The 22,996-nt window shown below is 68.5% G+C and carries 10 protein-coding genes; 2 read left to right on the forward strand and 8 right to left on the reverse strand.

Annotation, left to right across the window (positions count from 1 at the left end; all coding sequences use genetic code 11):
• Nucleotides 1–18 precede the first annotated feature (18 nt).
• The 5 genes from V3B25_RS11740 to purL form a co-directional block, all read right to left on the reverse strand.
• The gene (locus tag V3B25_RS11740) at nt 19–1,239 is read right to left on the reverse strand and encodes a type II secretion system F family protein (RefSeq protein ID WP_110711005.1); all 1,221 of its coding nucleotides are present in this window, start codon (nt 1,237–1,239) and stop codon (nt 19–21) included.
• Nucleotides 1,240–1,263: 24 nt separating this feature from the next.
• Nucleotides 1,264–2,988, reverse strand: a complete 1,725-nt coding sequence (gspE, locus tag V3B25_RS11745; protein WP_032130134.1) for a type II secretion system ATPase GspE — start codon at nt 2,986–2,988, stop codon at nt 1,264–1,266.
• A gap of 136 nt (nt 2,989–3,124) precedes the next feature.
• Nucleotides 3,125–4,978 (reverse strand): S8 family peptidase, encoded by a 1,854-nt coding sequence (locus V3B25_RS11750; RefSeq protein ID WP_049424952.1) that lies wholly within the window; start codon nt 4,976–4,978, stop codon nt 3,125–3,127.
• A gap of 157 nt (nt 4,979–5,135) precedes the next feature.
• The gene (locus V3B25_RS11755; protein ID WP_329810703.1) at nt 5,136–12,314 is read right to left on the reverse strand and encodes an ESPR-type extended signal peptide-containing protein; all 7,179 of its coding nucleotides are present in this window, start codon (nt 12,312–12,314) and stop codon (nt 5,136–5,138) included.
• 438 nt (nt 12,315–12,752) lie between these two features.
• Nucleotides 12,753–16,637 carry a phosphoribosylformylglycinamidine synthase gene (gene purL / locus V3B25_RS11760; RefSeq protein WP_329810704.1) on the reverse strand — a complete coding sequence of 1,295 codons (3,885 nt, stop codon included), beginning with the start codon at nt 16,635–16,637 and terminating at the stop codon, nt 12,753–12,755.
• Between the two features lie 838 nt (nt 16,638–17,475).
• Here purL and V3B25_RS11765 point away from each other — a divergent pair.
• Complete coding sequence (locus V3B25_RS11765) at nt 17,476–19,575, forward strand: glycosyl hydrolase family 18 protein (protein WP_329810705.1); 2,100 nt, start codon at nt 17,476–17,478, stop codon at nt 19,573–19,575.
• Between the two features lie 82 nt (nt 19,576–19,657).
• Here the strand turns inward: V3B25_RS11765 and V3B25_RS11770 are convergent, their stop codons facing one another.
• The gene (locus V3B25_RS11770) at nt 19,658–20,443 is read right to left on the reverse strand and encodes a DsbC family protein (protein ID WP_132809150.1); all 786 of its coding nucleotides are present in this window, start codon (nt 20,441–20,443) and stop codon (nt 19,658–19,660) included.
• Nucleotides 20,444–20,543: 100 nt separating this feature from the next.
• Entirely contained in the window at nt 20,544–21,521 is a 978-nt protein-coding gene (gene xerD, locus V3B25_RS11775; protein ID WP_329810706.1) for a site-specific tyrosine recombinase XerD, read from the reverse strand.
• 56 nt (nt 21,522–21,577) lie between these two features.
• On the opposite strand from xerD, the gene V3B25_RS11780 reads away from it, so the two are divergent.
• The gene (locus V3B25_RS11780) at nt 21,578–22,069 is read left to right on the forward strand and encodes an RDD family protein (protein WP_329810707.1); all 492 of its coding nucleotides are present in this window, start codon (nt 21,578–21,580) and stop codon (nt 22,067–22,069) included.
• Nucleotides 22,070–22,123: 54 nt separating this feature from the next.
• On the opposite strand, the gene V3B25_RS11785 is transcribed toward V3B25_RS11780, so the two are convergent.
• Complete coding sequence (locus tag V3B25_RS11785; protein ID WP_049461828.1) at nt 22,124–22,996, reverse strand: hypothetical protein; 873 nt, start codon at nt 22,994–22,996, stop codon at nt 22,124–22,126.

Below are 22,996 nucleotides of genomic sequence, written 5' to 3' on the forward strand. Positions count from 1 at the left end.
TTGCGTAGGGATCCATCGTCAACCGATGGCATTGGTCAGGTCGTACAGCGGCACCAGCACGGCCACGATCACCGCACCGACCACCGAGGCCAGCACCAGGGTGATCGCCGGCACCATCGCCGCCAGCAGGCGATCGATGCGCCGGGCACTGTCCTGCTCGAACGTGTCGGCGGCCTTCAGCAGCATGGTATCGAGGGCACCGGATTCCTCGCCGACCTGGATCATCTGCAGGGCCAGGCGTGGGAAACGCTTGCCGCGTGACAGTGCCAGCGACAGGCCGGCACCGTTCTTCACTTCGTCCGCGGCGGCTTCCACATCGGCAGCCAGCGCGCGGTTGCCCAGCACGTTGCGGGCGATGCCCAAGGCACCCAGCAACGGCACGCCATTGCGCAGCAGGGTGCCCAGCGTGCGTGCCAGCCGCGCGGTTTCCAGTTCGCCGAGCAGGCGGCCAATGCCGCGCCGCTGCAGCAGCCAGCCATCCAGCGCCAGCCGGAATGCCGGTTGCCGCGCCTTGCGTTCGAAGAACAACGCCACCAGCGCCGGCACCACCAGCAGCAGCACCCACCAGTCGCGCACGAACAGGCCCAGCTGCAGCACTGCGTTGGTGAACCACGGCAGCGCCACGTCCAGGCTCTCGTACATCTGCGCGAACTGCGGCACCACATAGCCGAGCAGGAACAGCAGGGCGCCGCCCACCACCACCAGCAGGATGGCCGGATAGACCAGCGCGTTGATGACCTTGCCCTGCAGCGCACGGCTGCGTTCCAGGTAGTCGGCCAGGCGCTGCAGGGTTTCGTGCAGGCTGCCGCCGGCTTCACCGGCACGCACCATGTTCACGTACAGGCGGGAGAACAGGCCGTGCTGGCGTTCCAGTGCGGTCGACAGCGGCGCGCCACCGCGCACCACATCGCGGATGTCGGTGATCGCGCGGCGCGAGCGTTCGTCTTCGGGCAACCCGAGCAGGATCGACAGCGCGCGATCCAGCGGCTGGCCTGCACCGAGCAGTGTCGCCAGCTGCTGGGTGAACTGCAGCAATGCAGCGCCCTGCAGCGGCCGTTGGCGGAACAGGTTGCGCCAGGTACTGCCACCGATCGCACCGCCATCGGCCAGCTGGGTCTCCATCGGCAGATGGCCCTGGTCCTGCAGACGCGCGACCAGCTCGGCCTCGCTGGCCGCTTCCATCTGCCCGTCGAAGATCTCGCCGTGCGGATTCAGTGCCTTGTAACGGTAGGTCGGCATGTCAGCCCCGGCGTCCTGCGCGCATCAGCTTTCCTCGGTGACACGCAGGACTTCCTCGATGGTCGTCTGACCACTGAGGGCCTTGGACAGGCCATCTTCGTACATCGTGCGCATACCGGCTTCGCGGGCAATGCGTTCGATCTCGCCCATGCCGTCGCGGCGCATCACCGCGCGCCGTAGCGCGTCGTTCATCACCAGGAATTCCATGATGGTGGTCCGGCCGAGGTAACCGGTCGGCGCCAGCGCGGAGGGCTTCGGGCGGTACAGGTAGATCGGTCCTTCCGGCTGCAGGCGGCGCAGCTCGAAGCGTTCGATCTCTTCCGGCGAGGCTTCATAGCGCTCGGCATGGGTCGGCTCCAGCCGACGCACCAGGCGCTGGGCCAGGATGCCGTTGATGGTGGAGGTGAGCAGATAGTCTTCCACGCCCATGTCGAGCAGGCGGGTGATGCCGCCGGCTGCGTTGTTGGTATGCAGGGTGGACAGCACCAGGTGGCCGGTCAGCGCCGACTGGATCGCGATGCGCGCGGTTTCCAGGTCGCGCATTTCGCCGATCATGATGATGTCCGGGTCCTGGCGCACGATGCTGCGCAGGGCGTTGGCGAAGTCCAGGCCGATCTGCGGCTTGGCCTGGATCTGGTTGATGCCTTCGATCTGGTATTCCACCGGGTCTTCGACCGTGATGATCTTGACGTCGGCAGTGTTCAGCTGGCTCAGCGCGGTGTACAGCGTGGTGGTCTTGCCTGAACCGGTCGGGCCGGTCACCAGCAGGATGCCGTGCGGCTGTTCCAGCACCTTGCGGAACTGCGGCAGGAAGGCGTCAGTGAAACCGAGACGATGGAAATCGAACACCACCGTTTCGCGGTCCAGCAATCGCATCACCACGCTTTCGCCGTGCGCGGTCGGCACCGTGCTCACGCGCAGGTCCAGCTCCTTGCCCTGCACGCGCAGCATGATGCGGCCGTCCTGCGGCAGGCGGCGCTCGGCGATGTTGAGCCGGGCCATGATCTTGATGCGGCTGATCACCGCAGCAGTGAGGTTGGCCGGCGGGCTTTCGCCTTCCACCAGCACGCCATCGACGCGGTAACGGACCTTCAACCGGCTTTCGAACGGTTCGACATGGATGTCCGAAGCGCGCAGTTCCACTGCACGCTGGATCACCAGGTTGACCAGGCGGATCACCGGCGCTTCCGAGGCGAGGTCACGCAGATGCTCGATATCATCGACCGCACCGCCCTCGCCATCGGCGGTTTCGACGATCGCGCCCATCGCGCTGCGGCCCTGGCCGAACCAGCGTTCGACCAGGTCATCAATTTCTGCGCGCATGCCCAGCACCGGTGTCACCGGCACACCCAGTGCCAGCTGCACGGCCTGCTGCGGATAAGGATCATGGGCATCGGCCAGCCACAGCCGGACCCCCTGTTCATCCAGCGCGAGCGGGCAGACATGGAACTGCTTGAGGAAGCGCAGCGACAACGGCAAGCCTTCCGCCAGCCCTTGTGGCGGTGCTTCCGGCAGCTGTTTGCCTTCCAGCAGCGGCAGCCCCAGCACTTCGGCGCTGGCCTGGGCCTGGTCACGCTCGGAGACCAGCCCCAGCCGCACCAGCAGGCCCAGCAGGCTGCCGCCGGCCTCTGCGTGCAGCGGCCGCGCACGTGCCAGATCGCCTTCCTTCAGCCGGCCGCGCGCCAGCAGCGCATCCAGGATGCGGCCTTCAGCGTCGTCGGCAGCGGCGGTAGCAGCAAGCGCGTTCACATGACTCTCCTGTCAATCGGCTCGACTTTAACAGTTAAGCCATGATTTCCGCCGCCCCTGCGCCACCTTTCGTAAAAAGACGAAGCCCGTCACATGGGATGACGGGCTTCGGCCATTCAACTACGACAGTTCAAGCTTACTGCGTGGCGAGAATGCTCACCCCGGTGTAGGCCGCTTCACCCACCACCTTGATGTAGTAGGTGGCCGCCACCGGCTTGGTCACCCGCACCGTCTCGGAGGTGCCCGGACGGGTCGACTTGGCGTCGTTGTCGCTGGCACTGGGCTCACGGCCTTCAGCCACGTAGACCGAAACGTTGCCGGTGCCACCGTAGGTGATCACGCTGAACTGCTTGCCGGCAGCCGCTTCGAAGCTGTAGAGCTTGCTGCTGCCGGCCGCACCGGACAGGCCACCGACGGCGGCCTTGTTGGTCAGCGGTGTGGCCACCGGCCCGCAGTTCTCGGTGCACGGTTCTTCCAGTGCCTTGGCCAGCGCAGCCTTGGCGTCGAGGATGCCGGTACCGATCGGGGTGGCCGCCGGGATGGCGACCGGGAACGGACGTGCGGTTTCCTTCAGCAGGGTACGCATCGCGGCCGGGGTCAACGGATCCTTGCCCTTGGCGATCAGCGCGCTCTGCACCAGTGCGGCAACGGCGGCCACATGCGGCGAAGCCATCGAGGTACCGCCCATGCCCATGTAACCCGGCGTGCCCGATTCCGGCGTGGTGGCCGCATTGGAGCCGGTCTGCCAGATGTAGCCACCCGGGTTGCCGTCGACACTGCCGCCGCCACCCGGACCGGACAGGTCCACGCGGGTGCCGTAGTTGGAGTAGTAGGTGATGCCGCCGGTGATGCGCGTGGCACCCACGGTCACCACGCCTTCGCAGCTGGCCGGACGGTACTTGGATGCGTTGTCGGCTTCATTGCCCGCCGCGACCACCACGGTGGTGCCACGCGAGATCGCGCCATTGATGGCGTCCTGGTAGGTGCTGCCGCAGGTACCGCTGCCGCCCAGGCTCATGTTGATGATCTCGGCCGGATTGGTGTTGGCCGGAATACCGGTCACCGTGCCACCCGATGCCCAGACCACCGCGTCGGCGATGTCGGACAGGTAACCGCCGCACTTGCCCAGCACACGTACCGGCAGCACCTTGGCCTTGTAGGCGACACCGGCCATGCCGACGCCGTTGTTGGTCTGCTCGGCCACGGTGCCAGCGACGTGGGTGCCGTGCCAGGAACTGTCCTCGGCCAGCGAGCCGTCATAGCACTCGTTGTCGTTCTCGACCCAGTCACCGTAGTCCTGCGCACCCGGCACACGATCGTTGGTCGGGCGCCGCGAGGTCTCCGCATCGCTGATGAAGTCGTAACCTTCCAGCAGGTTGCCGACCAGGTCCGGATGCTGCGGCAGGATGCCGGTATCGATCACCGCCACCACGATGCCCTCACCCTGCGAGACATCCCATGCCGCCGGTGCGTTGATGCCGCCGACGGCGTTGTGCAGGTGCCACTGGTTCTGCTGGTAGAAGGGATCGTTCGGCACCAGCGCCGGCTGTACGTCGCCGGCACGCAGCTCGGTGCGGCGCAGCTTGACGTCGGCTTCGGCGTACTGCACCGACGGGTCGGCCTGCAGTTCCTTCAGCACACGCTGCAGTTCGGCCGGGGCCAGGCGGCCCTGCACGCGGATCAGGTCCGCACCGGTAGCGAGCTTGCGTACCACCTGCGGGCCGAGGGTACTGGCACGTGAGGTACCGCCGGAGAGGCTGGCCCGGGTCAGCGCCGACTGCACGGTGGACAGCTTCGCCGAGCGGTCGGTGGCGGCGGCAGCGCCGGCCCGGTACTTGACGATGATGCGCTCGGCGCCCGGCTGGGCGGTGCTGGCCTGGCGCACCGGTTCGCGGGTCGGCAGGCCGGCGGCGTGGACGGCACCGACGGCCGTCATCGACAGCACGGCGGCGGCAAGCACATTGATGCGAAGGTTCTGCTTCTTGATCACGTCGAATTCCTCTTCTGGGTCATGGATCGAACCAACACTGCGGCCATCATTCCTTGACGACTCCCGGCCGGCCCAGCCGGGATTGCCGTGACCTCCCCCCAGGCCCTCATTGCAGGTGCTGCGCCGGCGTGGGTGGCCGCCGGCGCGATGGAGTGGCTTACCAGCCGAAGCCGGCACCGACGCCAACCGAGCTGTCGTCGCTGCTGAAAGCACCGCCGAAGGTCACCGTGGCGCGATCGCTGATCGCACGCTGGTAGCCCAGCGACAACGCCGACTCGCCGCCCTGGAAACCAATGCCGACGCCGACCCGGTTCTGGGTGCGGATACCGGCGGCACTGGTGGCCATGTTGAGCATCGCCGCGCTCATCGCACCCTGGCGGTCGATGCGGCGATCCATGTGGCGCAGGCGTCCGTCGATCTCGCCCTTGAACACATCGAAGCTGTCGGCGACGGCCTGGACGCGGCTGTCGGTGTAGCTGTTGGCCGTGGCCATGCCACGGTCGAGCTGGCCCTTGTTGACCGCATCGGTGGCCGTGGTACCCGCCGCCACATTGGTGACCTGGCGCTCGTTGCCTTCACTGCCCACCGAGACCGTGTTGGCACGATCGGCAACCGAGCCCTGGCCCAGCGCCACGGCATTTGCCGCAGTGGCATTGGCGCCCTGGCCGATGGCCGTGGACGAAGCGCCACTGGCGACGGCGCCCTCGCCCATGGCGACGGCATTGAAGCCCGTCGCGGGAGTGCCAACCGGAATCCCGGCACCGGCGGCAGCAGCGGTCGGCGTGCCCTGCACACGCGCGGTGCTGGCCGGTGCCGCGTCGGCCGTTGCAGGTGCATCAGCGGTGCTTGCCAGCGGGCTCTCATCCAGCGAGGCACTCATCGCGCGCAGGTTGGCAGTCCCGGCACGCGAGCCACCGGCGGTTCTGCGGTCGATCTCGCTGACCTTGCGGTCCAGCGCGCCGAGCGCATCGCCGACGTTGCTGTAGGTGGCGCCCTGGATCACGTAGTTCGGGGCCACGAACACACCCTGCATGCCGACGCTGGCACCACCGCCGAGGAAGCTGGCGGCATCGCTGAGCGACTGGAACAGCTGGCCGCCGTTGATCGCCTGGCGACTGCCCGCGGCAATGCTGCCGGCACCGACGTTGTCGATGGTGGTGCCCTGGAAACCGGACAGGGTCAGGCGGTCACGGCTGGCGTCGTCGTAACCGACCGCGCTGGCCGCGGTGGTTTCCACGGTGGCGATGCGCGAATCGAAATCGCCCACGCGCGTTTCCACCGCGCCCACCCGCTGGTTGGTGACGTTGAGCTGGGAGCCGGTGATGGCATCGCTGCTGCCGGCGGCGATGCGGCCATCGGCCACATTGACGATGCGGCGCGTGGCTGGACCATCGGTGCCATTGCCACCGCCGACCGACACCACGTTGGCATCGAGCGCACGCGAGCCTGCACCCAGCGCCACCGAGTTGGCACCGGACGCGCCGGCACTGTTGCCCAGTGCAAGTGCACCGTTGCCGATCGCCATCGCGTTGGCGCCCAGCGCATTGCTGCGCGCGCCGCTGGCACTGGCCGCCGAACCGATCGCGGCGGCATCACCGCCGCTGGCGCTGGCGATACCTGCGCCGGTGGCCTTGACGTAACGTGCCGTGCCATCAGCGGTCGCTGCGACCGCATCAAGCTGGCCACGATTGACCGCATCGGTGCGCTCGGTACCGGCAGCGACGCGGGTGATCTGACGATCACTGGTACTGCTGCCCACCGACACGGTGTTGGCACGGTCGGCCACCGAGCCTGCGCCCAGTGCGATGCTGCCGGCCGCCGAAGCGTTGGCACTGACACCCACCGCGGTGGCATTGGCGCCGGTGGCCTTGCTGCCGTAACCCACTGCAGTGCCAAGGCGACCACTGGCTTCGGCATAGCTGCCCAGCGCCGAAGCGCCGTCGGCCGAAGCATTGGCGCGGAAACCACTGGCCTGCGACTGGGTGCCGCTGGCCGTGGCCTGCGCGCCGCTGGCAGTGCTGTAAGCGCCCTTGGCCTGGGCGCCGGCGCCGGTAGCACTGGCGCCGAGTTCGCTGGCGCTGGCGCCACTGCCCACGGCTACGCTGTCGACACCAGCAGCCTGCGCCGCGTTGCCGAGCGCCGCCGCATTGTTGCCGGTGGCCAGCGCATCGAAGCCCACGGCCGTGGCATTGCCGGCCATGGCATTGGCACCACTGCCCAGCGCGGTGGCGCCGTTGCCGATGGCGTTGGCCGCGTTGCCGGCGGCCAGTGCGTTGTCACCGTCCACCAGGGCACCGGCCTCGCCATCGGCATTGCCGCTGGCCTGGAACTGCCGGCTGGTCTTGTCGGCGACGCTGGCGACTGCATCCAACTGGCCCTTGTTCACCGCATCGGTGGCTTCGGTACCGCCTGCGACATGGGTGACCTGGCGCTCACCGCCCGCCTTGCCGACGGCCACAGTGTTGTCACGGTCGGCCTTGGATCCGGCGCCGAGCGCGACGCTGTTGTTGCCATTGGCGGTGGCGTTGGCACCCAGCGCGGTGGCGCTGCTGCCTGCCGCCCACGAATTCCAGCCAATGGCGGTCGCGTAGTCTTCGGTGGCCCATGCACCGGCGCCGAACGCCGCGGCACCGGTGCCACTGGCACGCGACGGGATCAGGCCGAAGAAGGTGCTGCCGCCGATGGCCACGCTCTCCTCGCCACTGGCCTCGCTGGACTGGCCCACCGCTACGGCACCGGTACCGGCCGCAGCGGCACCGAAGCCGACTGCAGTGGTGTTGGCACCGCTGGCCGCCGAGCCGTAGCCCAGCGCCGTGCCGAGCCGACCGCTGGCTTCGGCATAACCGCCGACAGCGGTAGTGCCATCGGCGGACGCGGCGCTGCGGAAGCCGCTGGCCAATGCCTGGGTGCCGCTGGCATTGGCTTCGGCGCCGCTGGCGGTGCTGTACGCACCACTGGCCTGCGCACGCGCACCGGTGGCTGTGGCGCCCAGTTCACTGGCGCTGGCGCCGGTACCGAGCGCCAGGCTGTCTTCGCCAGTGGCCTGTGCCGTGCTGCCCAGGGCCGCCGCGTTGCTACCGGTGGCCAGCGCATCGATGCCCACGGCGGTGGCGTTGGCGGCCAGCGCATTGGCACCACTGCCAAGCGCGGTGGCACCGTTGCCGATCGCATTGGCCGCGTCACCGGCCGCCAGCGCGTTGTCACCCTCGACCAGCGCCCCGGTTTCGCCATCGGCATTGCCACTGGCCTGGAACTGCCGGCTGGTCTTTTCCGCTGCCGCGGCTACGGCATCGAGCTGATTCCTGTTGACCGCATCATTGCCCTGGATGCCGTCGGCCACATTGGTGATCTGGCGGGTATTGCCACCGCCGCCCACCGATACGGTGTTGTCACGGTCGGCAATCGAGTCCGCACCCAGCGCCACGCTGTTGGCACCACGCGATTCGGCGGCGTTGCCCAGTGCGGTGCTGTTGATGCCCCCCGACCAGGCGCCACCACCCACCGCAGTGGAGTAGTTGCCCGATGCCTCGGTGGCCAGCAGACCGAACAGCGAGCCGCCAACGGCGACACTGTTGGTGCCGGTGGCCAGGCTGCCCTGGCCGGTGGCGGTGCTGTAGGCGCCGGACGCTTCCGAGTCGCCACCCACTGCCACGCTGTTGGAGCCGGAGGCGTTGGCGAAGTTGCCGAACGCGGTGGCATTGAACGCCGAGGCCTGCGCGTAGCCACCGATGGCGGTGCTGTAACCGCCGCTGGCTTCGGCACCGATACCGAAGGCCGCCGACGCCGTACCACTGGCTACGCTCTCGCTACCGACAGCGGTGGCCGCGTCACCACTGGCATTGCTGAAGTAGCCCACGGCCACGGCCTCTTCGCCGGACGCTTCGGACAGCACGCCATTGGCAGTGCTACCGGCGCCGCTGGCGATGCTGGCCGCACCGAACGCCGCGCTCTGCTCGCCGCTGGCTTCGCTTTCCGCGCCATGCGCGGTGGCGTACTCGCCCGTGGCCTGTGCGTTGGCACCAACAGCGCTGGCGTTGGCTGCGGTCGCCAACGCATTGAAGCCCAGCGCCTGTGCGTTGCTGGCCAGCGCGTTGGCGCCGCTGCCCAGTGCGGTGGCGCCATTGCCGATGGCGTTGGCGGCATCACCGGCCGCCAGTGCGTTGTCACCTTCCACCAGCGCACCGGCTACGTCATCACCGTTGCCGCTGGCCTGGAAGAAGCGGCTGGTGGTGGTGGCCGTGGTCGCCACCGCATCCAGCTGCGCCTTGTTCACCGCATCGGTGGCCTGGGTGCCGGCGGCGACGTTGGTGACCTGGCGTTCGTTGCCGGCGCTGCCCACCGACACCGTGCGCGCGCGGTTGGCGACCGAACCGGCACCCAGCGCGACCGTATTGCTGGCGCTGGCATTGCTGCCCGCACCCAGCGCGATCGCGCTTTCACCACCGGCTACCGTGTTGGTGCCGATGGCGATGCTGTTGATGCTGTTGCCCAGCGCCTGGAAGCCCAGCGCCACGCTGTTGTCGCCATAGCCGAAGGCACCACGGCCGACCGCTGTGGAGCTGGCGCCGTTGGCCCAGCTGTTGTAACCAATGGACGTTGCGCCGCTGCCACTGGCCCAGGCCGCGTTGCCGAACGCCGAGGCATTGGTGGCAGTGGCCCATGCACCCGAACCGAATGCTGCTGCGCCACTGGCAGTCGCCCAGCTGTAACCGCCTACTGCAGTGCTGTCATCGCTGCTGGCGAATGCGCTGTCGCCGACCGCAACCGCATAGCTGCCGGTGGCGCGCGACTTGCCGCCTGCGGCGAAGCTGTTGTCACCACTGGCCTTGGCCGCGTTGCCGAAGGCGCTGCTGGCAGCCCCGGTGGCCTGCGCGCCGCTGCCGACTGCGGTGGCATCGGCAACAGCGGTGGTGCCCACCTGCTGCGCCGTGCCATCGGCACCGATGATCGGCTGGTTGAACTCGTCGTAGGCCTGGCCGAGGCCACCGATGGCGACACCGCCATTACCGGTGGCCGCGCTGTTGCGGCCCACGGCCACGCTGTCATCGCCGATGGCCGACGCGGCAGCACCATGTGCAATGGCACCTGCGCCGATCGCATTGCTCGACGAACCCACAGCGATGGAGCCTTCGCCATCAGCCAGTGCGCCAGCATCACTGCCCGCCTCCGGCTGTGCCTGGAAGAAACGCGCGGTGGTGTCGGCAGTGCTGGCCACGGCGTCGAGCTGGGCTTTGTTCACCGCATCGGTGGCTTCGCTGCCTGCAGCAACACTGGTGATCTGCCGCTCGTTGCCGGCGCTGCCGACGGCCACGCTGTTGGCGCGCACCGCTTCGGAATTCGCGCCGAGTGCCACACTGTTCGCGCCGCGTGCGGTGGCGTAGTAACCCACGGCAGTGCTCTGCGCTCCGCTCGCCCAGGTCTGCGCGCCGAGGGCACTGGCGTTCTCGCCCGGTGCATAGGCGAAGTAGCCGACCGCGGTCGCTTCGGCGCCGGAGGCTTCGCTGAGGCTGCCGTTGGCCACGGCACGGTCGCCACTGGCGATGGCACCGGCACCGACGGCGGTGGCGGCTTCGCCACTGGCCTGGGTCTGCACGAAGAAGCCCAGGCCGGGGATCAGGTCAGCCGGACCACCGATGGCGACGCTGCTGGTGCCCGTCGCGTTGCTCTGCGTACCCAGCGCGGTGGAATAATCGCCGATGGCATTGGCCACGGCGCCGAAGGCCGACGCCTGCGCACCGGCCGCATAGGCGCCGACGCCGTAGGACGACGCCGCAAAACCACTGGCTTCGGCACTGGCGCCGACCGCAGTGCCGCCGACGCCTGCGCTGGTTGCGCCGGTTTCCACCGGCACGCCGCCGCTGGTGATCAGCGGGTTGCCGTCGGCATCCACCGCAGCGCCACCCACGGCAACGCTGCCCGGACCGTTGGCCTGCGCGTTGTTGCCGAACGCGGCACTGTTCTGGCCCGAGGCCAGCGCGTTGTTGCCAACGGCGGTGGCGTTCTGCGCGACGGCGGTGGCGCCGGCACCGACTGCAGTGGTGCCGTTGCCGATGGCATTGGCGGCCTCGCCGGCCGCCAGCGCCTCGTCGCCCTCGGCCAGTGCACCGGCATCGCTGTTGCTGCTGCCATTGGCCTGGAAGCGCTTGGCGGTGGCATCGGCCACGGCGGCGACGTCCTTCAGCTGACCGACATTGACTGCATCGTTGTCTTCGGTGCCTGCGGCCACGCTGGTGATCTGCCGGGTCAGCCCGTATTCGGCGGCACCAACGGACACGGTATCGACGCGGTCGGCCAGCGAGCCCGCGCCGAGCGCCACGCTGCCGGTGGCCACCGCCGCGGAATTCGAGCCCAGCGCGGTGCTGTATTCACCGACGGCGGTGCTGAACGCACCCACCGCGATCGATGCTTCGTTGGCGGCGGTAGCGCCGCGGCCCAATGCGGTGCTGCCCGGGCCCATCGCCACGGCACCGCCGCCGACAGCCGTGGCGCCATCGGCAGTCGCTTCGGACAGCGCACCCAGCGCGGTGGCCGCGCCGTTCTCGCTGGCGGCGGTCGCGCTTGCGCCAACCGCGGTGTCGCCGAGACCGAAGGCCGCAGCGCTCTGCCCGACCACCACGCTGGCATCGCCGATTGCCAAGGCGCCCTGGCCGAACGCGCTTGCGCCCAGGCCCGCAGCAATGGCCTGGGTTCCGATGGCAGTGGTGGCATTGGCCAGCGACTGTGCGCCGGCACCGGCCGCGACTGCGCCCTGCCCGTCGATCTTCGCCGCGTCGCTGTCATCGCCTGCGCCATCGGCCTTGAAATAACGGTTGCCATCTGCGGCAACGTCGGCCAGCGCAGCCTGGGTGGCGCGCGCCTGCGCGTCCAGCTGCGCCTTGTTCACCGCATCGGTGGCCTGGCTGCCTGCGGCAACATTGGTGATCTGCCGTTCCTTGCCGGTATCACCCACGGACACCGTGTTGGCACGCGTGGCCTTGGAGCCGGCGCCCAGCGCTACGCTGTTGGCCGCACTGGCGCTGCTGTTGCTGCCGATCGCCACCGCGTTGCTGCCCTTGGCCGTGGCCGAGCCTTCGATCAGGCACTTTTCGAGCAGCTTGCCGCTGAATGCCACGCAGGTGGCGCTGCCGCCGATCTGCACCGACTGTGCTGCGGCGATACCGCTCATGCCCAATCCCAATACCAGGCCCAGTGCCATCGCCAACCTTGCGGGCGCAGCCTGCGTTGCATCGCGGCGCTGGTCGACGACCCCGCCGCCGCTGTCGGAGGAGGCCAGTTCCGAGGCCACCACCAACTGACCCAATGCTTTGTTCCAGACCTTGCGATAAATCCGATTCATCGGTACGGCTCCTGATTGGACTGGTTTTGGGCAAAGCAACGCCACCGCTGGGCTTTCCGGCCCAACGTCCCCTGGGGGCGTTTATTCGCGTGATTTACTGCGGGGTATTGCCGAACGGCGCGCAGCGACAGAAAACCGAGCGCGTGCGCCAAGCGGTTACTGCGAAATGAATGATTCTGAAACGGGGTTCAAGTGTTAACGGCAACTTTGCAGATCGTCAAGACTTTGACACAGCAAATCCTATTGCCGTGAAGCACATCACTATTTCACGTGTTTATGAAAGGATTTTGTTATGCATGCGTGACGATTCCTCGACGCGTGAAAATGCATGTAACTAGCGGTCGCGACTGGAGTTTCAAGCGCGCAAAGAAAAACCCGCCGATCAACGGCGGGTTTTTCCGTACGCAGCGGCACTGCAGCCTGCGCAGAACGATGCGATCAGCCGCACCACACCCGCGCGTTGCGGAACATGCGCATCCACGGCGAGTCCCCCTGCCACTCGGCCGGAGCCCAGCTCAGGTTGAGCGCGCGCGGGGTGCGTTCCGGGTGCGGCATCATGATGGTGACGCGGCCGTCACTGCTGGTCAGGCCGGTGATGCCGTCCGGCGAACCGTTCGGGTTCAGCGGGTACTGGCTGGCGACGTTGCCATTGCCGTCGATGTAGCGCAGCGAGACGCGTGCGGCGGCCTGGTCAACGGCGTTGTCGAACACCGCCTGGCCTTCACCATGCGCCACCGCCACCTGCAGGCGTGATCCGGCCATGCCACGCAGCAGGATCGACGGCGATTCCACCACTTCCAGCAACGCAGTGCGGGCTTCGAACTGCTCGCTGGCGTTGCGACGGAACTGCGGCCAGTGCTCGGCACCGGGGATGATGCCCTTCAGCTGGCTCATCATCTGGCAGCCGTTGCACACGCCCAGCGCGAAGCTGTCCTCGCGGGCGAAGAACGCAGCGAAGGCATCACGCAGCGCGCTGCGCTCCAGGATCGAGGTGGCCCAGCCACGGCCGGCACCGAGCACGTCGCCGTAGCTGAAGCCACCACAGGCGACCAGGCCGGTGAAGTCCTGCAGGGCCACGCGGCCTTCGATCAGGTCGCTCATATGCACGTCGAACGCGCGGAAGCCGGCACGTTCGAAGGCGTTGGCCATTTCAATCTGGCCGTTCACGCCCTGCTCGCGCAGCACGGCCACGCGCGGGCGCGCACCGGTGCTGATGAACGGCGCCGCCACGTCCTCGTTGAGGTCGAAGCTGAGCTTGGGCTTCAGGCCCGGCGCCGTGAAGGCACGCGCAATCTCGCGCTCGGCGTCGGCGTTGGCCGGGTTGTCGCGGCGCTTCTGCATCGCATGGGTGACCGACCACCAGGCGTCGAACAGCGCGTCCCAGCGCCACTCGGCCAGGTTCTCGCCGCCCAGCGACACGCGCACCACCGGCGCGGTGGTCGGCTTGGCGATGCGCTGTGCGCATTCGGTCAGTGCGTGGCGTTCGACCAGGTCGGCGAACGCAGCACGGTCTTCGCGCGCGATCTGCACCACCGCACCCAGTTCTTCATTGAACAGGCTGCGGAACGGATCATCGCCCCAGGCATCGAGGGTGATATCCAGGCCCAGGCGCGAGGTGAAGGCCATTTCGCACAGCGCAGCGAAGGCGCCGCCGTCGCTGCGGTCGTGATAGGCCAGCAGCAGGCCGGACTGGCGCGCATCGCGGATCAGCTCGAAGAAACCACGCAGGCGCTGCGGGTCGTCCAGGTCCGGCGCGGCACCGGCGAAAGCCGGCAGTTCGCCGTGGTCGGCATGCACCTGGGCCAGGATCGAACCGCCCAGGCGCTGCTTGCCGGCGCCCAGGCCGATCAGCCACAGCTCGCTTTCCACGTCGCGGTCGAGCAGCGGCGTCAGCTGCTGGCGCACGTCAGCCACCGGCGCAAACGCCGAGATCACCAGTGACACCGGCGACACGCTCTTGTGCGCTTCGCCCTGGTCGTGCCACTGCGCCTGCATCGACAGCGAGTCCTTGCCCACCGGGATGCTGATGTCCAGCTGCGGGCACAGTTCCATGCCCACCGCCTTCACTGCGTCGTACAGCAGCGCGTCTTCGCCCGGGTGGCCGGCCGCGGCCATCCAGTTCGCCGACAGCTTGATCTCATCCAGCGCATCGACCGGGGCCGCGCACAGGTTGGTCAACGCTTCGCCCACCGCCATGCGCGCCGAAGCCGCCGCATCAAGCAGGGCCAGCGGGGTGCGCTCGCCGATCGACATTGCTTCGCCGGACACGCCGTCGAAGTCGGCCAGGGTGATCGCCACGTCGGCCACCGGCAGCTGCCACGGGCCAACCATCTGTTCGCGCGCGGTCAGCCCGCCGACGCTGCGGTCACCGATGGTGACCAGGAAGTTCTTCGAAGCGACCGTCGGGTGCGCCAGCACGCGCAGGCCAGCCTCCTGCAGGTCCAGCCCGCCGGTCTTCAGCGCCGGCCAGCGCGGGGCCGGCGGATGCGCGGTGTCGCGGTGCATCTTCGGCGGCTTGCCGAACAGCACATCCATCGGCAGGTCGATCGGCGCATCGGCCGGGGTGTGGCCCGGCACGGCACCGTAGGCCACCACCAGGTGCTCCTCGGCAGTCGCCACGCCAACCGCGGCGAACGGGCAGCGCTCGCGGGCGCACAGTGCGGCGAACTCGGCCAGGCGCTCCTGGGCCACGCCCAGCACGTAGCGTTCCTGCGACTCGTTGCACCACAGCTGCATCGGCGACAGCGACGGATCATCGGTGGGCACCTTGCCCAGATCGATGACACCGCCGACCTTGGAGTCGTGCAGCAGTTCCGGGATGGCATTGGACAGGCCACCGGCACCGACGTCGTGGAAGAACTTGATCGGGTTGTTGGCGCCCATCGCCACGCAGCGGTCGATGACCTCCTGGCAGCGGCGTTCCATTTCCGGGTTGTCCCGCTGCACGCTGGCGAAGTCCAGATCCTCGGCACTTTCGCCGGAGGCCACCGAGCTGGCGGCACCGCCTCCCAGGCCGATCAGCATTGCCGGCCCCCCCAGCACGATCACCGCATCACCGGCCTGCAGCTGGATCTTGTCGACCTGCACGCGATCGATCGCGCCGAGGCCACCGGCCAGCATGATCGGCTTGTCGTACGCGCGCACCAGATCGGCGCCTTCCGGCAGCTCGAAGCTGCGGAAGTAGCCGAGCAGGTTCGGGCGGCCGAACTCGTTGTTGAACGCGGCGCCGCCAAGCGGGCCGTCGGTCATGATTTCCAGCGCCGGTGCCATGCGCGGGTTCAGCGCGCGCGGCGCTTCCCACGGCTGCGGCAGTTCCGGAATGCGCAGGTGCGAGACCGAGAACCCGGACAGGCCCGCCTTCGGCTTGCCGCCGCGGCCGGTCGCGCCTTCGTCGCGGATCTCGCCACCGTTGCCGGTCGATGCACCCGGGAACGGCGCGATCGCGGTCGGATGGTTATGCGTTTCCACCTTGATCTGGAACGCGCTGGGCACCTGCGGCTCGCGGCGGTATTCGCCGCTGGCCGGATCCGGGCGGTAACGCGACGCCGGATGGCCTTCGATCACTGCGGCATTGTCGCTGTACGCGCTGAGCGTGTGCTGCGGGGTCTGCTGGTGGGTGTTCTTGATCATCCGGAACAGCGAGCGGTCCTGCTCCTGGCCGTCGATGGTCCAGCTGGCGTTGAAGATCTTGTGCCGGCAGTGCTCGGAGTTGGCCTGCGCGAACATCATCAGCTCGACGTCGGACGGCGCGCGGCCGAGCGCGGTGAAGCGTTCGCGCAGGTAGTCGATCTCGTCCTGGGCCATGGCCAGGCCGAGGCGCTGGTTGGCAGCCTCCAGCTGGTCCACCGGCACGCGTTCCAGTTCACCGCGGGCCGGCGCCGAGAACAGCGCCTGGCCCTGTTCCACGGTCTCCAGCACCGACTGCGTCATCGGGTCGTGCAGCGCCTTGACCAGCGCCTGCTGGGCGGCGGCATCGGCCGGCCAGCCCTGCACGTCGATGCGCAGGCCACGCTCGACCCGGCTGACCGGCTGCCCGGCACCACGGACCAGTTCGGTGGCCTTGCTCGACCACGGCGACAGCGTGCCCAGGCGCGGCACCACGATGCGGCTGACCGCGCCCTCGGCCACGGCCTCGGCCTGCGGCGCGGCTTCGAGGATGCGGCACAGGGTGGTCAGGTCGGGGGCGGCGCTGCCTTCGGGCTGCACGAAGTAGACGTGCCAGGCACCGCTGATGCGCAGGGAGGGAGCGATGGACTGCAGGCGGGATTCAAGACGTTCGCGGCGGAACGGCGACAGGGCGGGCGCGCCCTCGAGGACCATCATGTCCGGGGAACCGTAGTTGGGAAACGGGCCCGACATTGTACCGGAAGCGGGGGAAGGGCTTTGGCCGGGCGGCGCCCGGCACCCGCCGAGGCCAAGGCAACGGCAACTGCCAAAGCAAAAGCGGGGTTCCCGTGGGATGGCGGGGTGGGTCCGGTTGCGGGGGACGCCGTGAATCCGTCCATGGAGGCTCGATCGCCGCATCCATGCGGCTCACGCCCCCGCAACCGGACCCACCCCCCCCCCCCCCCCCCCCCCCCCCCGCCTTCGACAGATTTCCCCGATCTGCGGTAGATCCGCGCCATGCGTGGATGCTCCCCGGTAGTGCCGGCCGCTGGCCGGCAACCAGGGAAATCTCAGAAGTCAGGCATTGAAGAGCGAAGCGATCGGCTTCTGCTTTTGATTTTTTGTTCTGTCTTCCGTGGCTGGCCGCGCAGGAACCTGTCCGTGGCCGGGCGGGGGGGGGGGGCCGGGGGGGGGGGCGCGGGGCTGCCGGGCGCGCGCTTACATGGACGTACTTGCAGCGTCCCCTGCGCAGCCCACCCACCCGGCCAACCCTCAGAAACCCGCTTTCAGCGACCCACTCCAGCCACGAGGGGCTCCGCCGATGGCCGCCGACCGCGCGCCAGCGCCGCTCTCCGCCAAATCCCCGAACCATGCGCTTGCTCACGGATTGACCACACGATTGATGACAACGTTGTCCCTACCTGGTGCCGGACTCTCTCCCCGGCCTCCCAGGTACCTCCGTCCGCCCCCTCCGTCGCCTTCCCGGGCGACGCCCGGACCTGCGTCACGCGCGGCGCCATCGGGGCCCGCGCGCCCTTTGATCGGAGACTTACCCATGTACGACCCGATTGTGCGCAGTGCCGAACGTTCGACCCGAAGCTGTCGTCCCCGCCGCCTGGCCTGGCTGCTTGCCCTGGCCGCCGGTACCGCCGCCCTGCCCGGCCTGGCGCAGGCCGCCAGCTGTGCCGGCGTGGCCCAGTGGGACCAGGCCAAGATCTACCGGGCCGGCGATACCCTGCAGAAAGGAGGCGTCCTCTATCGGGCGAACCAGGACATCTGGAACGCGCCACCGGACCATCCGGCCGGTGCGCCCTACTACACCAACCTCGGTGCCTGCGATGGCAGCGGCAGCAACCAGCCGCCGGTGGTCAGCCTGACCTCGCCGGCCAACGGCGCCACCTTCAGCGCCGGCAGCACGGTCAACGTGACCGCCAACGCCAGTGATCCGGACGGCAGCGTCGCCAAGGTCGAGTTCTTCCGCGATGGCAGCACGCTGGGCGTGGCCACCAGTGCGCCGTACGCGGCCAGCTGGGCCAATGCCAGCGCCGGCAGCCACACCCTGCGTGCAGTCGCGACCGACAACAACAACGCCACCACCAGCACCGCGACCATCACCATCACCGTCAACGCCGCCGGTGGCGATACCACCGCGCCAAGCGTGCCCGGCGGGCTGGCCGCCGGAACGCGCACTGCCAACAGCATCACGCTCAGCTGGAGCCCATCCACCGACAACACCGGTGGCAGCGGCGTGGCCGGCTACGACGTGTACCGCAACGGCAGCCTGGTCGGTTCACCGTCCAGCGCCAGCTACATCGATGGCGGGCTGACTGCCTCCACCACCTACCGCTACCGGGTTCGTGCCCGCGACAACGCCGGCAACGCCTCGGCCCAGGGCACCGAGATCAGCGCCACTACGCTGGCCGGCGACGGCGGCACCACCGGCAAGCGGGTGATCGGTTACTTCACCCAGTGGGGCATCTACGGCCGCAACTACCGGGTCAAGAACATCGACAGCAGTGGCTCGGCCGCACGCCTGACCCACATCAACTACGCGTTCGGCAACGTGCGCAACAACCGTTGCGAAGTGGGCATCACCCAGCCGTCGGATCCGAACAGCGGTGCCGGTGGCGATGCCTTCGCCGACTACACCAAGGCCTTCAGTGCCGCCGAGAGCGTCAGCGGCAGCGCCGATACCTGGGACCAGCCGTTGCGCGGTAACTGGAACCAGCTCAAGCAGCTCAAGGCCAAGTACCCGGGCATGAAGGTGCTGATCTCGCTGGGTGGCTGGACCTGGTCGCGTGGTTTCTCCAGCGCGGCGCGTCCGGAAAACCGCCAGGCCTTCGTCGCCTCGTGCATCGACGCCTACATCAAGGGCAACCTGCCGGTGACCGACGGTGCCGGTGGCGCCGGTGCCGCACTGGGCGTATTCGACGGCATCGACATCGACTGGGAGTACCCGGTGGCCTGTGGCATCGAATGCGGCAAGCCGGAGGACAACGCCAACTTCACCGCGCTGATGGCCGAGTTCCGCCGCCAGCTCGATGCGGTGCGTCCGGGCCTGTTGCTGACGGTGGCGGTGGGTGCCGGCATCGACAAGATCCGCGTCACTGATCCGGCCGCGTACCACCCGTACCTGGACTACATCAACGTGATGACCTACGACTTCCACGGCGCTTGGGATGCGAAGACCAATCACCAGTCGGCGCTGTTCGATTCGCCGAATGATCCGTCCACCGGCGACCAGAAGCTGTACAACAGCAACGACGCCATCGAGGCCTTCATCAGCCGTGGCGTGCCCGCCGCCAAGCTCAACCTGGGCATCGGCTACTACGGGCGTGGCTGGACCGGTGTGACCAACGCCAACAACGGCCTGTACCAGACCGCGACCGGCGCCGCCCCGGGCACGTATGAAGCCGGCATCGAAGACTGGAAGGTGCTGAAGAACCTGGCGTGGCCGGGCTACACCGACAACACCGCCGGTGCCACCTGGATCTACAACGGCAGCACGCTGTGGAGCTTCGATACCCCGGCCAACATCACCCGCAAGATGGGCTACGTGAAGACCCAGGGCCTGGGCGGCGCGTTCGTCTGGGAGTTCAGCGGTGACGATGCGCAGGGCACGCTGACCAAGGCGGTCAGTGATGGCCTGAAATAAGAGAAAAGCCGGGGATGCGACACGCATCCCCGGCCTCGTTCGATTGATGCATCCGCCGGGCATGGCCCGGCGGCATTCCCGGTCAGCGCTTGGCCGACAGCTTTTCCAGCGCCGCACGCAGCTGCGCCGGCGGCAGGTAACCGCCCAGCTGGGTGCCATCCGGCGCGAAGATCGCCGGCGTGCCGTTCACGCCCAACTGCTGGCCCAGCGCGTACTGCATCGCCACCGGGTTGGTGCAGTTCTTGGCCGGCACACTGCCACCGCGCTTGGCGTTGGTCAGGGCCTGGCGGCGATCCGCTGCACACCAGACCGAAATCATGTCGGTGTAGTCCTTGCTGCCCAGGCCCATGCGCGGGAATGCCAGGTACTCGACCGAGATGCCGTTGCGGTTGAGCTCCGCGATGTCCTGATGCAGCTTGCGGCAGTAGCCGCACTCGATGTCGGTGAACACGCTGATGGTGTACTTGGCGTTGGGCGCAGCGAATACGATGCGGTCGCCGTGGTTGGCCTTGGCCAGCAGATCGCGGCGGTAGCCGAGCAGGCCTTCGCTGTTGGCCGGGCCCTTGGCACGCGTGTCGTAGGGCTGCGACTGGAACAGGTAGCGGCCATCGTCGGACACGTACAGCAACTGGCCGGAGACCACGACCTCGCGGAAGCCGGGGAACGGCGCAGCGCCGATGTAGTCCACCTGGAAGCCGGGATTCAGGGCGGTCAGCGCGGCGCGTACGGCCTGGTCGGCCGAAGCGTTGGCGGCCGGGACGGCCTTGGCCGCAGCCGCGGCGGGTGCCTTGGCGGCCGGCGGAGCCGGCTGGGCGCAGGCGGTCAGGCTGAGCGCACCGAACACGGCGGCGATGGCAAATCGGAGCATGGAGCGGTCCGCGACAGAAGAAGACCCCGGATTCTGACACAGCCGCCGCTACCGGGCCGCGACACCGCCCACCGTCCGAGGCCGGGGTTCAGGCCGCTGCTCAGCCGCGCGGATGGTGGCGCGCGTGCAGCTTCTGCAGGTGTTCGCGGGCCACCAGGGTGTAGATCTGGGTGGTCGACAGCGAGCTGTGGCCGAGCAGCATCTGCAGCGCGCGCAGGTCGGCGCCGCGGTTGAGCAGATGCGTGGCGAAGCTGTGGCGCAGGCCATGCGGGCTGATCCGCACCGGATCGATACCGGCCACCTGCGCGTGGCGCTTGACCAGATGCCAGAACGCCTGGCGGGTCAGCGCATGCAGCGTCGGCTCGACAAACAATGGGGTCTGCCCATCGGCCAGCGCCTGCACCTTGCCCTTGCCGACCAGCTGCGGGCGCGACGCCTGCAGATAGCGCTCCAGCCAGTGCTGCGATTCCTCGCCCAGCGGCACCAGCCGCTCCTTGCTGCCCTTGCCCGTGACCCTCAGCACGCCCTGGCGCAGGTTGACTGCCGTGGCCGGTAGCAGCACCAGCTCGCTCACGCGCAGGCCGGCCGCATACATCAGCTCCAGCATGGCACGGTCGCGCAGGCCCAGCGGACTGTCGATGTCCGGCGCCGCCAGCAGTGCGTCGATCTGGCTTTCGGCCAGCGCCTTCGGCAACAGCCGCGGCAGCTTCGGCGGGTCCAGCAGTGCACTGGGGTCCTCGCTGCGTTCACCACGGCGCACGCCATCGGCGAAGAACGCGCGCAGCGCCGACAGCAGGCGCGCATTGCTGCGCGGCGACCAGCCATGCCGGGTGCGCCAGGCCAGGTAATCGAACAACCCCGGGCGCTCGATGCCGGCCAGGCCACCGTCGCGTCCATCCATCCAGCGCGCCAGCCCTTCCAGGTCGCGCCGGTAGCTGTCGAGGGTGGCGCGGGCCAGGCCGTTCTCGGCCCAGATCGCATCGAGGAAGCGCTGGATGCGCGCGCTGTCGTCGGCGCGCAGCTCGGGCAGTTGCTGCACCAGCTGGCGGCGTTCGGCGGGGTTGGAAACAAGGGCCATGGGTGCAGGATACGAGGGCCACTGCGGGCGCGGCCAGCTTTGCGTATGCTCGGCGCATGTCCCGCCCCGCCACCGACACGGCCCCTGCGGCCGCTACCGAAATGCTCCGCCCACGTGCCTTGTTGGCCTGGCGCGTGCTGGCGATGGTCTACGACGCACTGCCGGTGCTGGCGCTGTGGATGCTGGCCGGCACGCTGTTCACCCTCGCCTACACCTTCAGCGGCCACGCGCAGCGCGAGAACATCGCACCGTTCAGTGCCTGGCAGTGGCTGCTGTGGGCGGTGTGCTGGGTGATCACGGGGGGGTACGCCACGGCCAGCTGGCGACGCGGCGGGCAGACGCTGGGCATGCGACCGTGGCGGCTGAAACTGCAATCGAGCGATGGCACGCCGCTGCGGCGCAGCCAACTGTGGCTGCGCTTCGCGGTGGGCACGCTGTCACTGCTGCTGGGCGGGCTGGGATTCTGGTGGGCCTGGGTCGACCGCGACCGCCTGACCTGGCACGACCGCGCCAGCGGCACCCGCCTGATGCGCATGCCGAAGCGGTGATGCACCACGTGTAGAGCCGAGCATGGGCTCGGCTCCACACGATCAACGCAGCGATCAGCCAGCAGGCGCCGGATCCGGCAGGATCACCGCCGGCTGCGTCCAGAGGTCGAAAAAGGCGGACGCAAACGCATTGGCCTGCACATCGTCAGCCGCCGGCGACTGTCCGCTCAACTGCGCACGGGTCTTCACGAACTCCTGCCACAGTTTCAGGCTGGCCTTCTTCAGGCGCTTCTGCTCGCCTGCATCGGTTGCGGCAAGGTACTGCGCGTACAGCTCGCGCATCGGTTTGCCCTGGGCCTCATAGGCCGCCGGAAGCGGCGGCAGCTGGGCGGCAGTGAAAGCCACCGATGCTGCCGGCGGCCGGTAGCCATCCGGCCCGAAAGCCTCCTTCAGCTCGTCCCCGGCATCCAGGTATTCGAAGAAGCCAGGCACGTTGTAGAGCTTGGTCCGGTAGTCGGACGAGGTATCCGGGCTGCTGGAGACCACCGTGTCAGGCAGCTCGCCCTTCAGTCCTGCGTCCCAACGGCGCGGAATGAAGAAGCCGGTCGCCTTCACGTAGGGACCCTCGATCTCCACATCGTTCAGTTCGATCTTCGATGCCAGGTTGCCGGTATTGGTTTTGCTGGTGACGTACTGCTCGGTGACGATCACGTACTCGGCCATGGCCGGGTTGATCAGCCCGCCGATCCCGTCGGCGTAGACAACCATGCGTACGCTGCCGATCTTCTCGCTCTGCAGCCGGTACTGGCCCGGCTCCAGGACCAGGGGCATGGAGGTGTGCGGCGGCAGGGTATGCACCTGCTGGTCGACCGACAAGGTCAGCGGTGCATCCGTCGGGTTGTCGATCTCGAAGTCGACGGTGGACCGGCTGCAGCCGGCAGAAAGCAGCACGGCCGCGATGTACGGCAGAAAGCGTTGGAAGCTCAT

Origin of the sequence: Stenotrophomonas sp. SMYL8 (assembly GCF_036320065.1) — a bacterium.
Lineage (GTDB): Bacteria > Pseudomonadota > Gammaproteobacteria > Xanthomonadales > Xanthomonadaceae > Stenotrophomonas > Stenotrophomonas maltophilia_A.